Raw genomic sequence first — 13917 nt, 5'->3', positions numbered from 1 at the left:
GGTTGTATTGGACACTTCCGGCTGCTTTTTATATGCAACGCAGATTCCGAGCAATTCATAAAAAGCCACACATAAAAAAATTGCCAGTATAACAAGAAGGATTTTACATGTTTTATACCTTTTCATTGTACATCACCTGATTCCTTTTTATTTCATACTTATACAATACAAAGTCAATCTCAATTTAACCTCAACAAGGTTTGTTTTTTCATCCATGCAAGTTTATTCCTTCTTTTTAGATGAGAAATGTTCTTTTGCAAAATCCATATCCTGTACAAGTTCCAAAGTTCCCAGATAATTATTTTGGGTGTCTCTAACTGCGATGTATCGTACCAGCATACATTTACCGTTCTTTTCCATCCAAATCGGTACCTCGTCCAGTGTTCCTGCACGAAATTCCTCAATGATCCTGCGTACTTTGGTTTCCACTTTTGGTGGATGGCACGAAAATACTTCTCGATCGATTGCCATTGCAGGTCGCTTAAAATCCTTTGACCCTTCATTGAAGAAACGGTTGATGTTATGAACATCAACAAATGTGATCTCCAGCGGAATAGTGTTTAAGAGTGCTGTTAATTGTTCTACGGTCAGATGTCCACCTGGCATAATGATTTCTGAATCTGAAAAAGAGGCCTCCGATATTTTTTTATTGCTCTCTGCATCTTCCCAGATTTCAGCCTTTACACCAAGGCAATCGGCATAATCTTTTTGATCGTGATAAATACCGATCCACTCTTCCTCGGTAAAATTTGCAGCACAGTTTGGGAACAAGATATTGGCTTCTTTGTAAATCATTTCCTCAGCCCGCTGGACAACTGCCAACAATCTCTCGTACCATTTTTTGTCGTACTGTTTATCCTTTAACAACGCAGAAATCTCATCGCGAATCTCATCATCAACTGTCCACATAACATTAGATGGCCCGGATATTCCATATTGTACATTCAAATGAGGATAAAGCAGATCGCCTTTTTTGGCATAATGTATTGAAATATCACGAAGAGACCCAAGCAGATCTTGCGTAACATCTTCAGCACAGGCAGCTGTTTTTATCTGATCCAGCAAGCCTGCCAACGCCTCATTTTCCTTGGTAAAGGTGTACAGCGGATGACCTTTTTGTTCTATCAATTTTTGTGTTTTCGTTGTGCGCTCTTCTCGGATCATCGCTGCATTTACTTCCCTTTCTGCATTAGCAATCTTTTCCTCGCGGGTTGCTCCATGAAACAATGCGGCATGGACATCGCATAATTTTTGTACCTCACTCAAAGGTGTTCCCTCTGCCAACATTTCCTGTTCTGCTTTTATGATTACTGTTGCATCGACATCTTGAAACTCGACTGCAAAATCCTTTCTTACTTTTTCTAAATCCTCCCCAGCGCCCAAACGCCTTAAATATTTTTTTAATGATTCTACTTGATTTCCCATACTAATTTACCTTCCTTTCTACAAACTCCAAATCAAATGCACATTGATGACATTCGATTTGCAAAAAAACACTATTTATTTTTTACACAACCCCAATTCTTTGCGTGTTGCAATTATCTCAGCAACGCTCTAGATTGCGCAACGAAAGTCACTATATTAGCATTTCCTATTTTATACAATCCGATACCTCTATTTTTTTCATGTAGATCTTTAATATAAAACCATCCCCCTTTACGGTGCAAAAAAAAATAATTTTATATAGTTTTTGCATTTCAGTGCATAAACTTTCTTCACAAACCACATTTACGCTATAATTATTTTACATAACATACAGAGCAAACGAAAATAACATTTAAGAGGAGGTATGGCAAATGATTGATACACATCAACTCAAAAATAGAGATTTATATTTGAATAAAATTTTAGCATTTCAAGATACCGGGCCGGTAAAAGTTGTTACCGGAATCCGTAGATGTGGCAAATCCAGTCTGCTTAAGCTAATGACCCTACATTTAAGGGAACACGGCATTGGTATTGCTTGAAGGTATTTACTCTACTGTGATCATGAGAGATATATTGGAACGAGAAAATCACAAAGGACAAAAAAGAATCACTGACCCTGTTCTCCTAAAAAAGCTTCGACGCGGCTACGATGTCTCTATTGGTAAAATTGATAACTCTGAGGTGGATTTTATCGCAACGAATACTAACGACAAAATGTATGTTCAAGTCACAGAAGCCATGACAAGCGAAGATGTCCGCAAACGAGAACTGGCTCCACTCCAAAAGATCAGTGACAACTATGAGAAAATTGTTTTGTCCCTAAATCCCGGAATGGATTCCTCTTATGATGGTATCAAGTCCATTAATTTAATTGACTGGTTGATATCGGTATAATGGCTATTTGGCGAAAGTTAAGCATCTCTTCGGAGGTGCTTTTCTTGTATAAGGCAAGCCTTTTTCTCTAAACATAGACACAACTGTTAAACATATCGTTATGATAAGTATCAAAAATTAGATAAAATTATCTTCTGAGGGTCTGTTCAGTTTCTGATATGGTATTATGTGCAACTACTTGGGAACAGCGTCTTCGAGAGCTCAGCGATTAGCACAGACAGGTGATGTGTTTTTTCAGACTGTAAGACCGTATCAGAGAAATAATTATTTACAAAGCCTGATAATAACTATGTTTTCTCTACTGGGTATGCGCATATGAGACCTAAAATAGATGCAGAGTTTCTTATGTGTTTTTTGCAAACAGACAGTTTTGTAAAGGTTGTTTTGGATAGTTGTACAGGTACCAGTTATCCGGCAATAAACTCAAATGACCTTTCAAATTTGGAGATTGATCTGCCAACTTCAGAGGATGAGCAAAGAAGAATTGGTTGTTTTATCACTAACCTCGACCACCTCATCACTCTTCATCAACGACAGTTCATTTTCTGCATCATATCATATGTTGTCAAGCAATCTATACACAATTCACAATTACGCACTTGGCGAATTATGCACTCTGTATAATTATGACTTTTCTTTATAAAATTTTTTCATATATGTATAATTTAATATTATATATTTATGCAACATACCAATGGTATTATCTGCCGACAACTGGTATGCTATCACTTATGAAACATTAGATGTAGTTTTATCAAAAAGCATAAGGAGGTTGATATAATGCCAAGAAAAGCAAAAAACTATGATGAACTGGAGCTTAAAGATGATTTCATGTTTGGCATGGTCATGCGCAATCCTAAATACGTAAAACCATTCTTGGAAGCTATTCTCAAAATTAAAATTCGCAAAGTTGTATACCCGGAATCCCAAAAAGCCATTGATCTGTCTGCTAACGCAAAAGGGGTTCGTCTGGATGTCTATGTCGAGGATGATCAAAATACCGTTTTCAATTTAGAAATGCAGACTACTCACAAGAAGGATTTACCAAAGCGCATGCGATATTATCAAGGAATGATCGATTTAAACATATTAAACAAAGGCGAAAGTTACTGCAATCTGAAAAAAAGCTATGTTATATTTATCTGTACATTTGATCCATTTGGCGAAGGACGACACATTTATACATTTTGCAATACCTGCCAAGAAAATACTTCATTGACTTTGAATGATGATGCCGTTAAGATAGTCTTAAACACAAAAGGGACTATTGATGATGTCAGTCCCGAAATGAAACGGATATTAGACTATATCGAGGGCAAGGGTGCATCTGATACATTCACAAGAGAGCTTGAGAATGCTGTGCAGTCCGTTCGCCAAAACGAAGATTGGAGGCGTGATTATATGACATTGCAACAGGAATACCAAGAACGTTTTCAAGAAGGCAAAATCGAGGGCAAGATTGAGCTTCTTGCACATGATTTCCATCTAACTGTGCCGGAGATTGCTGAAAAATTATTGCTCTCCGAAGACGAGGTACAGCGGATTCTTGATCATCTACAATAATTTTCCTTGTCTTTGAATGACAATCTCAACAAGACATCATTCTCTAAAAGTAACGGAACTATTGATGATATTCGTAACAAAATGTGGCGGATATTAGTCAGTATTGAATCAAATCAAAGAAAAAATCGGGGGAATTCATTGTATTCCCCCAACTTTATTGACCGCCAATTCTAGTTCTAGATCATGAAGCCCGAAATATGCCTTTTTTAAAAATTCCACCGGTACCCTTTCAACGACCTTCACGCTGGGGATGCCGTAAAACCACTGATAATATGCGTAAAACTCCCCAATCCAAGAACATCTCCTTCTGCATGAATCAGATCCGCATCCAAAGTTTCTGTCAGGTCGCATATTGCTTATCATGTCAGCAATATGCGACGACATGATTATTTTTGAAGTACAAAGTTTGAGTTATTAATATTAGGCATCTCTTTCAGAGATGCCCTTCCTATACCCTATAATAAATTAAAGACAGGTTTGCTTGTACCCTATAAATTAAAGACAGGTTTTCACACTAACGACTGCTCAAAATCATACATTTTCGCTGTTTCTTTATTACGAAATTCATGCTTTTCATAATAGCCGAGCAACTCTCCGTCCTCATCCCGCAATGCCACCATATACACGTCTTTATTTTGCTTTTCATTGTAAAATGTATGGATCATATTGTGTTCTTTGCTGTCCGCAAACCAAGATACTATTTTACGGATCATTTCATTTGATCGCTCGTTGTGGCAGGCAAGCAGACTCTTTCCAACCAATTCCGCTCCACCACGATTTGCATAATTCTGCACTGCTGCCGGATTCATATACACGATCGTATGCTCTGTATCGCAGATTACTACTGCTGCACGATCTTGATCAATCACACTCTTAAACATTTGATGTAACATAGCAATATACCATCCTTCCTTTATAACATAATGCAATTCAGCCTACACCTAAAATTCGTGCATCGTGTTCTGCAGAACCTCCACGCTTTGCATTACCTTATTGATTTCTGTTGACATTTCTTCACTGGAGTAAGTGATCTGCCTTCACCGCCCAGCGCATCTTGGTTGACCGTGCCCGCGGATTTCTCGTACATTCCTGTGCCGTTGGACGGATCACATCCCGTGCATACTCTGCATAAATTCCTGCTTTATATCCCTGTTTCAAGGCTTTCTTAACAAGCTTGTCCTCACCGGAATGAAATGTTAAGATTGCTGCACGTCCACCCGGTTTCAATGCTCCCGGAAGCTTGTCCATAAATTCGTACAGCACTTCGAATTCATTATTGACATCAATACGAAGTGCCTGAAAAACTCGCTGACAAGTTTTTTTGACCGTTTCTTTGCGCTCCTTCTCCGGAATAAACTGCAGCGTCTCCTCGATCAATGCACGCAGCTTTGTCGTTGTGTCTATGTGTCCGCCTTTTCGGACAACATCGGTGATTGCCTTTGCGATTTCATCACAATACGGCTCGTCCGAATTTTCGTACAGCATCCCGGCAAGTTCATCCCGGCCAATTGTCTCCAAACGTTCTGCTGCGCTAATCCCTTTCTGCTGATTTAACCGCAGATCAAGTGGTCCATCCACCTTAAAGGAAAAGCCTCTTTTAGGGTTGTCGATTTGCATAGAAGACACTCCCAGATCTGCCAAAATAAAATCAAACCCACCGACTTCCTCTGCGATCTCATCAATTGTGCAAAAATTTTGCAGCTTGATCGTAAGCAGATCTTCTCCAAATCCAAGATCTTCCAATCGCTTTCGGGTCTTAGCAGATTCTTCCGGGTCTACATCTGTCGCATACATATGTCCCTGCCCCTGCAAACGCTCTAACATAGCTCTGGTATGTCCCCCATACCCTAACGTTGCATCGAAACCAATCTGTCCCGGCTTAATATCGAGGAACTGAAGGATCTCCTCCACCATGATAGAAATGTGCATTCCCGCCGGAGTATTTCCTTTATCTATCACGTGTTGTACCATATCCCCGTATTTTTCCGGCTGCAGCTCTTTATATTTCTCCTCAAACTTTTTAGGATATTTCCCCTTATACCGTACTCGTCTTTTGTGTGGTTTGTCCGCAGTCAGAGGTAGCAGCTTAAAGGAAAACGTAAATTCCGTCTCCTCAAAACGATACTGTGGTAACACCTCCGGACCACAACTATTTGAACCAATTCCATTCTGTGCATAATCAATACACAATATGGTACTGCCACTATCCTGCAACTCATAATTGTGTGCCGCTCGCGTAAGCTCTTCTGCTGAATAATGCGATACATTAAAAGAAAACGGTGTAGCGGACGCCACCACCAATCCCGGTAATGCTTGCCCATAGCGAACTTCTACATAGTCACAGTCATAATGGCTGCCATTTTCCTGCGGGAAAATATAATCCTCATGCATCGCTGTAACTGTGCTTTCATAACGCCCATGACTGCTGCCCCGATGCTTGTCGCGATAACTTTCCTGAGGTCCCATACCACTGTATACTACTTGTTCCAGCGCATGATCCAAACAGAGCCGTACGCCGAACCGTGGAAGCTCTAAGAAATCCGGATCTTTTTGAACAGCAAAATGTACCGCAATGCCTCCGGCCTCATCGATCTGCCACTCTATCTGCATGTCCAAGATCCGCTGTACGGTCGGAGCCAGCAGTGCCACATGGCTCTTAAGGCAAATTAAATGTTCCTGTTGCTCGACACGAGTTTCATACGCCCTTGTATAAGTTTCATGATAATGTGCCGCTTTCCAACGATGCTGTATCGTTCGGTCGTTGTCAGTCGGTGCGCGCCAAATCGTTACTTCCATAGGTCGATTTAAGTACTCCTTGCCGTTATACTGCAGGGAAGAAAACATTCCTGTTCTCTTGTCATAAACAAACCGAAAGACGCTAGCAGACAAAACAAGCTCCCTCGCATTCTCAGCTACGCATATATTTCCTATCCCTTTTTTCGAACTGTCTAAGCCGCTCTCACCAACAGATTTTCCTGTCCCATTTTGCGGACTGCCCAAGCCGCTCTCACCAACAGATTTTCCTATCCCATTTTGCGGACTATCCAAGCAGCTTTCGCCGACAGCTTTACTTATCCCACTTTGCGGACCAGAAAGAAGCCGTTTGACATACTGATTCACCGGTTCGGCGTTATTTACCGCGATCTCATCAAAGCCCATCACATGCCCTTTCTGCAATAGCGGCAGTCTTTATTAAGCTGATAGATCAACTTAATATAAACCTTACCCTGTGTCGGAATCGCACCACTCGCTGATGTAGTACACTCTTCCGGCAGACAAACTCTACCATGCAATGCGGCTGCACCGATACCGGTTCCAACTCCCCAGACCGGATCAGCTCTCCATCGCAAGTCATCTCATATCGAATGGTAAGCATATCCCGCAGATCATCAAAATCCAGATAATTATGCAGGATCAACTCTCCACTGTCCGTATTACAGGACACAACACGAACCGGTCGATATACATTTTTATATTCCAGCAATCCCGTATGCGGTGTGCGATCCGGATAAACTAACCCATCGACACAGAAATTGTCATCGTGGATCGTCTCCCCGTGATCTCCTCCGTAATAATATCTATTTCCGTCATGGCGTACCGCATGGTCACACCATTCCCACACAAAACCTCCACACATGAGATCATTATCCTGAATCATCTGGAAATAATCCTCGAAATCTCCCGGTCCATTTCCCATGCTGTGCGAATATTCGACCAGCAAATACGGTTTACTGCCATCTTGCTCGAGATACTGCTTTATTTCTTCCAGAGACGGGTACATCCGGCTATAAAGATCCAGATTAGAATAATCGTATGTTTTATGATAATTACGATATCTTGCACTCTCATACTGCGTTAATCGGCTGTCATCAAAGGACTTCGTCCATGCCAATGCTTTCTCAAAGTTACATCCATAGGCACTTTCATTTCCCATAGACCAAATTACAACACAAGGACGATTCACGTCTCGATGCACCAAAAGACGGACACGATCTGCGATTGCCTGCTCCCACATCGGATCATCCGCAATTTTTTCACTCCAACGTCCGTTCCGCTGAAATTCATTGTCCACTTTTCGGTACAGCAAAAATGGACCATGCGCCTCAATATCTGCCTCATCGATCACCATAAATCCATACTCATCACACAATTGATAAAACATTGGTGCGTTTGGATAATGACTGGTTCGGATCGCATTCACGTTGTGCTGCTTCATTAATATCAGATCCCGTTCCATCTGTTCCAATCCGATCACATAACCCGTCTCCGGGTCAGAATCATGGCGGTTCACACCACGAAACTTAATGTTTTGTCCGTTCAAATAAATCACACGATCACGAATTTCTATCGTGCGGATACCGATCCGATCTACGATCGTCTCCTGCTCTGTCTCCAAGATCAACGTGTAAAGATACGGATTCTCTGTATTCCAAAACACCGGATTCTCAATGCAAAACTGCACTTGTGCTTTATACTGCATCGCCAGATTATCTAATGACATTTCCTGCTCTTTACCGCTTTCTGCCAAACCTGATTTTTGTCCTTTGTTGGCTGACGAACGCAAGCTTCCCTCTGCGACGACCTGACCTTCCGCATTTTCAATACGTGCATATATCGGAAGATCCCCGCCTGCCAACAAACAATGTACATCTACCGCCGCTGCGGCTCCTTCTACGTGGGTAGTAATGCGGTAATCCCATATATGCCGCTGTGGACGTTTCAACAAATATACATCTCGAAAAATGCCACTCATCCGAAATTTATCCTGATCCTCCAAATAAGAACCGTCACACCACTTTAATACAAGCACTCGCATTGTGTTTTCACCAGACTTCACATAGGACGTTACATCAAATTCACTTGTCGAATGCGATACTTGGCTGTATCCAACATAAGCACCATTCAGCCATACATAAAAGCAGCTATCTACCCCTTCAAAGTTAAGAAAAACTTCGGGCGCATTCTGATCCACCTCATACTCAAATGTATGCTCGTACAAACCGCATGGATTCTCCTGTGGTACATAGGGTGGATCAAAAGGGAACGGGTAACGGACGTTGTATACTGATGTCTGTCAAATCCTGCCATCTGCCACATTCCCGGCACATCAATCTGTCCACCTTCCTCAAATAGATCCCCGACACGACCCCAAGCCGTACCGGCAGCCACGTCTGTCAAACTCGTTTCTTCCGGCAGCAACGCCTCAAAATCTCCTATATCAGAAAAGAACCGGAACTTCCATTTACCATTTAACAATTGAAGACGATCCGATTCTTCTCTATGTTTCACCAATTGATCCATTCGAACAGATGCCGGAATATAATAGGCTCTTGCCGGCATCGTATTCTCATGCAACATTGCTGTATTCTCAAAATACTGTGGTATGCTCATCAAGTTTCACTTCCCTTCTTCATTGACATATTATGGTTACAATTCGATCCCTTTCAAAAGTGCTGCAAACGGACTGGCATCAGCATCCTCTTCATGATCTGCCTGAAATTCCTTAGGGATCTCATAGTCATCTTCTTCCTTTGGGACTTCGTCCTCTGTCAGCGCCTTCATGCTCAACGAAACGCGGTCTCCCTCTAACTTAATGATCTGCGCAGTAACCGTATCGCCCAGTTTGACAATCTCTTTTGGTGACTTAATAAACTTATTGGTAATCTGCGATATATGACATAAGCCGGTCAGATCCTCTCCAATCGTAATAAATATACCATAAGATTCGATGCGGTCCACCGTTCCGGTCACTACATCGCCCACCGTAAGCTGTCCAACTTTTTGGACATATTCTTTTGCCTTACGCTCTTTTTGAATTTCTTTCGCCGACAAGACCAATCTCTTTGCCTCTTTATCCACAGTAATGATCATTGCCTCCAATGTCATCCCCAAATAACCAGAGGTATCTTCTACGTAATTCAGCTCGATCTTGGAAGCTGGAATAAACGCACGTACCCCTTTCACATATCCAATAATTCCACCGGATGTCGTATCGGTGATCTTAACCTGAAATACTGTACGATTTTGATAATCTTCTTCCAATTCATCCCATATCATTAGGTTGTGCGCCGCCTTTTTGGACAGGATCACAACACCATTTTCATTCTCCGCATCAATGACCATCGCCTGAATGCGATCGCCTATATTGCAGTCATTTTTTATCGAAAATGCAGGATCATCACTGCATTCCTCAAGCGGAATGATTCCCTCCGTATAGTAATTCAGATCGACGGTAAGTTCTGTCTCTGAAATACCAATGACCTCTACCTCCAGCACATCACCTTCTTTGATCACCTGAAAAGATTGTTCTAACTCCGTTTCAAAATCTTTCATGCTTTCTGCCATCATTATCCTCCTTCTGTCTTTTCATTATAGTATAGCCGTATAATAAAACCATCCATCCTTATATCGCATTCTCGCATCGCCATCATACTTTTTCACGATTGTCATAATATTATTCAGTCCAATACCATGATTTTCTTTATCAGATTTCGATGTCTGAATCATTCCATTAACGATTTTAACCGGTTTACTTATTCGATTACTAATACTAATGATGACGGTATCGTTTTTATTTAATAATTTGATCTTGATCACCTTGTGCGCTGTTTCTTTCGCAGTCGCTTCTATCGCATTGTCCAACAAATTGGACAGCAAGATCACAACATCCTGATCGTCTAATTTAATCTCCGAAAAGTCCATGATATCAAATATTATTTTGATGCCTTTCTGTGTTGCCAAACGATACTTTTGATTTAAGACAACATTCACAATCGTATTATGGACATCAATAAAATCACTGCCTTGACAAAGGTCATTTGTCAATTTCTGTGCATATTCTTTTGCCTTCTCGTATTGTTGATCCGCCATCAACCCCTGAATGCAATGCAGCTGATTACTGTAATCATGCAATATCTTTTTGTGATATGTATTGGTAACATTTAGTTCCTGATACATTTTTAAGCGTTCCTGAGCCCGCGTCTGCTGCAGCTGAAGCAAACGCAATTTCCGCTCGCGGTCAGAAATATAACTAAGCAGCACAAACAACACACTGTCAACAACAATCATCCCTAAAGATATCCCGACATAACCGGCAAGCATCGTCCCGTTTCCATAACTTGTCATCAAAATAATCATGATGCATACTGTCATAAGTGGAAAAAGAAACAACATTATCCACTCTACTCTCTGCATTTCCATAACATGTTTTTTTCGTGACCATATATAACGGATCATCACGACAATCACCAAAGTAACCATCTTAAAAAGCAATGATATCATCACCTGAAACATTGGATTCTCTAATAGGTTTCGTCGAAACAATGCCTCAGAGATTACAATGCCTCCCCCATCAACCGCAATCATAATACCATAAAAAGCCAGATCTAACACTAAAACATGAACCAGCTTACATTGATAAAATATGACGGCAACCAGTATCACTGCAAGCACCTGTCCACCGCCCCTTATCAGGAGCGATTTTGAATAATATGTGGTGGCTGCACTTATCAAATACAAGCCCGCCAAAGATGCTACCTCAAGCATCTGCCAACGGATTTCTCTATGCTTACGTTGTAGGAAACTACTCAAAAACGCACTACATATTAACGCTTCAAATAGTACCAATATCACTCCTTGTATGTAATCTACCATAGTACACTACCCCTCGCTATCATATTCTATGTACTCAAAGAATTGATCTTTTACCTCTTGATATCTCGCTTTCGTAGCCGGCAAATCTTTGTGCGTTGTAAGATATACGCGATAACTACTGATCTTCTGGATATACTTCATATTCACCAAAAAACTCTGATGAATCCTAACAAAACCATATGGCTCCAATTGTTTCTGTGCCGTTGTAATATTATCATACAGTTCCAACACTTTATCCGCAAACACATAACATAATTTACGAGCCTTACTCTCCACATAAACCAATTGTGATAAATTAACGTTCTCCATTCCGGTAAGAAATTTAATGTTGAAAGACACATCCATACCGGAATATTGCTTCAAAAAGCTCCCTAAACATTCCGGCAGCAATTCCTCGATATCCTGCTTCATAATGTAGCGCATCGCACCATATTGATAGCCTCGCGGTGCAGCTTCCACAACTCCGGTAATAAATACTATCGTTACCTGATTGCTTCTGGAACGAATCATTTCTGCAGTTTCCATTCCATCCATCTCATCCATATCAACATCCAAAAAAACAATATCAAACGAGTGCGATCCATGAAATGCACCGCAAAGCTCCTCTCCGCTTTCAAACACCTGAATGTCGCACTGTTGATTCACATGGCACATATACTCAGAAATACTTTGGCGGATCCGTTCGCTCCATTGCAGATCATCGTCACATACTGCTATTTTAAGCTTCATCGATCTACCCCGGTTCCTTCCACGATCTGACGTGCAACATAGACACCACTTGCCGATGCATGCGACAAGGAATGGGTCACTCCACTGCCATCTCCAATAATATACAGTCCCTTATATTTTGTCTCCAGATTGTGATCTAATTCGACTTCCATATTATAAAACTTCACCTCAACACCGTATAACAGTGTATCATCATTGGCAGTTCCCGGTGCAATCTTATCTAAGGCATAGATCATTTCAATAATCCCATCTAGAATGCGTTTCGGAAGTACCAAACTCAAATCACCCGGCGTTGCTGCCAATGTCGGCTCTACCAGTCCCTCTGCAATACGCTTTGCGTTGCTTCGTCTTCCACGCACCAAGTCTCCAAAACGCTGTACGATCACGCCTCCACCCAGCATATTCGACAGTCTTGCAATGCTCTCGCCATATCCATTGCTGTCCTTGAACGGCTCTGAAAAATGCTTTGCGACCAGCAGCGCAAAGTTTGTATTGTCGGTCTGTTTATCCGCATCTTCATAACTATGTCCATTCACCGTAACAATGCCATTTGTATTTTCATTGACCACAATGCCATAAGGGTTCATACAAAACGTGCGCACACGATCTTCAAACTTCTCAGTGCGATATACGATCTTACTCTCATAAAGTTCATCCGTTAAATGCGAGAAGATAACTGCCGGCAGTTCCACGCGCACACCAATATCTACACGATTGGATTTTGTGCTGATATCCAATTCATTACATACTTTTTCCATCCATTTGCTTCCACTGCGTCCTACGGAAATAATACATTTTGCGCAATCATAATCCGCATCATCACAACATACACGATATGCCTCGCCCTGTCGTTCTACACGATTTACTAACGTATCAAAGTAGAAATCCACTTTATCCTTTAAGAACGCATAGAGATTTTCTAATACAACATAATTGATATCTGTACCCAAATGCCGTACGGATGCATCTAATAAGTTCAATTTATTTTGGAGACAAAGCTTCTTAAAATGTGTTCCTGCTGTAGAATACATTTTCGTGCCCTCGCCACCATACTGCATATTGATCTCATCCACATATTTCATTAATTCTGTTGCCTTTTGCTTGCCAACATATTCGTATAAAGTTCCACCAAAATCATTCGTAATATTATATTTACCATCGGAAAATGCACCAGCACCACCAAAACCACTCATGATGGAGCAGCTCTTACAATTAATACAACTCTTTATCTTATCACCATCGATCGGACAATGACGTTTCTCCAACGCATGACCTGCCTCAAATACTGCCACTTTAAGATTGGGTGCTTTTTGCACCAGCTCATATGCTGAAAAAATGCCTCCCGGTCCTGCCCCCACAATAATCACATCATATTTATTACCCATATTTCACGTCCTGCCTTTCCCATGTTCCATGCCGTATGCCCATCGCCAAAAAGCAAGCATATGCATCTATTCTATTATCCTTTCTTGGTGGGGAAAAGTCAATCACCTAAGACATAAAATCAAGGATTTCAGATGTATTCCTGCAGTTTCTTATAATCCAACTTTCCATTCATCGTACGTGGCAGCTCCTCTATCTGAATATACTTCACACTGCCACGCAGGATCGGATAGCGTTGCAGCACACGTCGTTCCCATGCTGCATCCG

12 protein-coding genes and 2 pseudogenes are annotated in these 13917 nt (G+C 41.2%); 3 read left to right on the top strand and 11 right to left on the bottom strand.

Annotation, left to right across the window (positions count from 1 at the left end; all coding sequences use genetic code 11):
* Positions 1 to 222: 222 nt before the first annotated feature.
* Positions 223 to 1425, bottom strand: coding sequence for a DUF438 domain-containing protein (locus tag DW981_RS12850; protein ID WP_118508008.1), 1203 nt, complete (start codon positions 1423 to 1425; stop codon positions 223 to 225).
* 371 nt (positions 1426 to 1796) lie between these two features.
* Between DW981_RS12850 and DW981_RS15790 the strand changes: the two genes are divergently transcribed.
* The 3 genes from DW981_RS15790 (at position 1797) to DW981_RS12835 (ending at position 3885) form a co-directional block, all read left to right on the top strand.
* Entirely contained in the window at positions 1797 to 1967 is a 171-nt protein-coding gene (locus tag DW981_RS15790) for a hypothetical protein (protein ID WP_243034761.1), read from the top strand.
* Between the two features lie 34 nt (positions 1968 to 2001).
* Complete coding sequence (locus tag DW981_RS15785) at positions 2002 to 2322, top strand: hypothetical protein (protein WP_243034760.1); 321 nt, start codon at positions 2002 to 2004, stop codon at positions 2320 to 2322.
* Between the two features lie 780 nt (positions 2323 to 3102).
* Positions 3103 to 3885, top strand: coding sequence for an Rpn family recombination-promoting nuclease/putative transposase (locus tag DW981_RS12835; RefSeq protein WP_022024403.1), 783 nt, complete (start codon positions 3103 to 3105; stop codon positions 3883 to 3885).
* A 509-nt stretch (positions 3886 to 4394) separates the two neighbouring features.
* Here the strand turns inward: DW981_RS12835 and DW981_RS12825 are convergent.
* From DW981_RS12825 to DW981_RS12795, 10 genes and pseudogenes are all read right to left on the bottom strand, one after another.
* Positions 4395 to 4778, bottom strand: a complete 384-nt coding sequence (locus DW981_RS12825; protein ID WP_022024404.1) for a PAS domain-containing protein — start codon at positions 4776 to 4778, stop codon at positions 4395 to 4397.
* A 121-nt stretch (positions 4779 to 4899) separates the two neighbouring features.
* Positions 4900 to 5970 carry a 16S rRNA (cytosine(1402)-N(4))-methyltransferase RsmH gene (gene rsmH, locus DW981_RS15780; protein WP_347474579.1) on the bottom strand — a complete coding sequence of 357 codons (1071 nt, stop codon included), beginning with the start codon at positions 5968 to 5970 and terminating at the stop codon, positions 4900 to 4902.
* Between the two features lie 9 nt (positions 5971 to 5979).
* A pseudogene (locus tag DW981_RS15775) lies at positions 5980 to 7044 on the bottom strand (beta-galactosidase small subunit); the annotation flags it as partial.
* 46 nt (positions 7045 to 7090) lie between these two features.
* Positions 7091 to 8638 carry a glycoside hydrolase family 2 TIM barrel-domain containing protein gene (locus tag DW981_RS12815; protein ID WP_347474578.1) on the bottom strand — a complete coding sequence of 516 codons (1548 nt, stop codon included), beginning with the start codon at positions 8636 to 8638 and terminating at the stop codon, positions 7091 to 7093.
* A gap of 18 nt (positions 8639 to 8656) precedes the next feature.
* A pseudogene (locus DW981_RS16275) lies at positions 8657 to 8887 on the bottom strand (sugar-binding domain-containing protein); the annotation flags it as partial.
* Positions 8812 to 9276 (bottom strand): hypothetical protein, encoded by a 465-nt coding sequence (locus tag DW981_RS16270; RefSeq protein WP_347474577.1) that lies wholly within the window; start codon positions 9274 to 9276, stop codon positions 8812 to 8814. The gene DW981_RS16270 and the pseudogene DW981_RS16275, both read right to left, overlap by 76 nt.
* A gap of 36 nt (positions 9277 to 9312) precedes the next feature.
* Positions 9313 to 10230: a S1 RNA-binding domain-containing protein gene (locus tag DW981_RS12810; RefSeq protein WP_182434283.1), complete on the bottom strand. Its 918-nt coding sequence runs from the start codon at positions 10228 to 10230 to the stop codon at positions 9313 to 9315.
* Between the two features lie 24 nt (positions 10231 to 10254).
* The gene (locus DW981_RS12805) at positions 10255 to 11538 is read right to left on the bottom strand and encodes a sensor histidine kinase (RefSeq protein WP_118508004.1); all 1284 of its coding nucleotides are present in this window, start codon (positions 11536 to 11538) and stop codon (positions 10255 to 10257) included.
* Positions 11539 to 11544: 6 nt separating this feature from the next.
* Positions 11545 to 12267, bottom strand: coding sequence for a LytTR family DNA-binding domain-containing protein (locus DW981_RS12800; protein ID WP_118508003.1), 723 nt, complete (start codon positions 12265 to 12267; stop codon positions 11545 to 11547).
* Positions 12264 to 13652, bottom strand: a complete 1389-nt coding sequence (locus DW981_RS12795; protein WP_118508002.1) for an NAD(P)/FAD-dependent oxidoreductase — start codon at positions 13650 to 13652, stop codon at positions 12264 to 12266. Before DW981_RS12795 ends, DW981_RS12800 begins: the two co-directional genes overlap by 4 nt.
* Positions 13653 to 13917: the final 265 nt, after the last annotated feature.

It is taken from the genome of Clostridium sp. AM49-4BH (genome assembly GCF_003478335.1).
Taxonomy (GTDB): domain Bacteria; phylum Bacillota; class Clostridia; order Lachnospirales; family Lachnospiraceae; genus Butyribacter.
This window is presented reverse-complemented; position numbering and strand designations above follow the sequence as displayed.

Excerpts from the sequence above, each read along its gene's own strand:
- DW981_RS12850 (WP_118508008.1), bottom strand. The coding sequence starts at position 1,425 with ATGGGAAATCAAGTAGAATCATTAAAAAAATATTTAAGGCGTTTGGGC.
- DW981_RS15790 (WP_243034761.1), top strand. The coding sequence starts at position 1,797 with ATGATTGATACACATCAACTCAAAAATAGAGATTTATATTTGAATAAA.
- DW981_RS12835 (WP_022024403.1), top strand. The coding sequence starts at position 3,103 with ATGCCAAGAAAAGCAAAAAACTATGATGAACTGGAGCTTAAAGATGAT.
- DW981_RS12825 (WP_022024404.1), bottom strand. The coding sequence starts at position 4,778 with ATGTTACATCAAATGTTTAAGAGTGTGATTGATCAAGATCGTGCAGCA.
- DW981_RS12815 (WP_347474578.1), bottom strand. The coding sequence starts at position 8,638 with ATGAGTGGCATTTTTCGAGATGTATATTTGTTGAAACGTCCACAGCGG.
- DW981_RS16270 (WP_347474577.1), bottom strand. The coding sequence starts at position 9,276 with ATGAGCATACCACAGTATTTTGAGAATACAGCAATGTTGCATGAGAAT.
- DW981_RS12810 (WP_182434283.1), bottom strand. The coding sequence starts at position 10,230 with ATGGCAGAAAGCATGAAAGATTTTGAAACGGAGTTAGAACAATCTTTT.
- DW981_RS12805 (WP_118508004.1), bottom strand. The coding sequence starts at position 11,538 with ATGGTAGATTACATACAAGGAGTGATATTGGTACTATTTGAAGCGTTA.
- DW981_RS12800 (WP_118508003.1), bottom strand. The coding sequence starts at position 12,267 with ATGAAGCTTAAAATAGCAGTATGTGACGATGATCTGCAATGGAGCGAA.
- DW981_RS12795 (WP_118508002.1), bottom strand. The coding sequence starts at position 13,652 with ATGGGTAATAAATATGATGTGATTATTGTGGGGGCAGGACCGGGAGGC.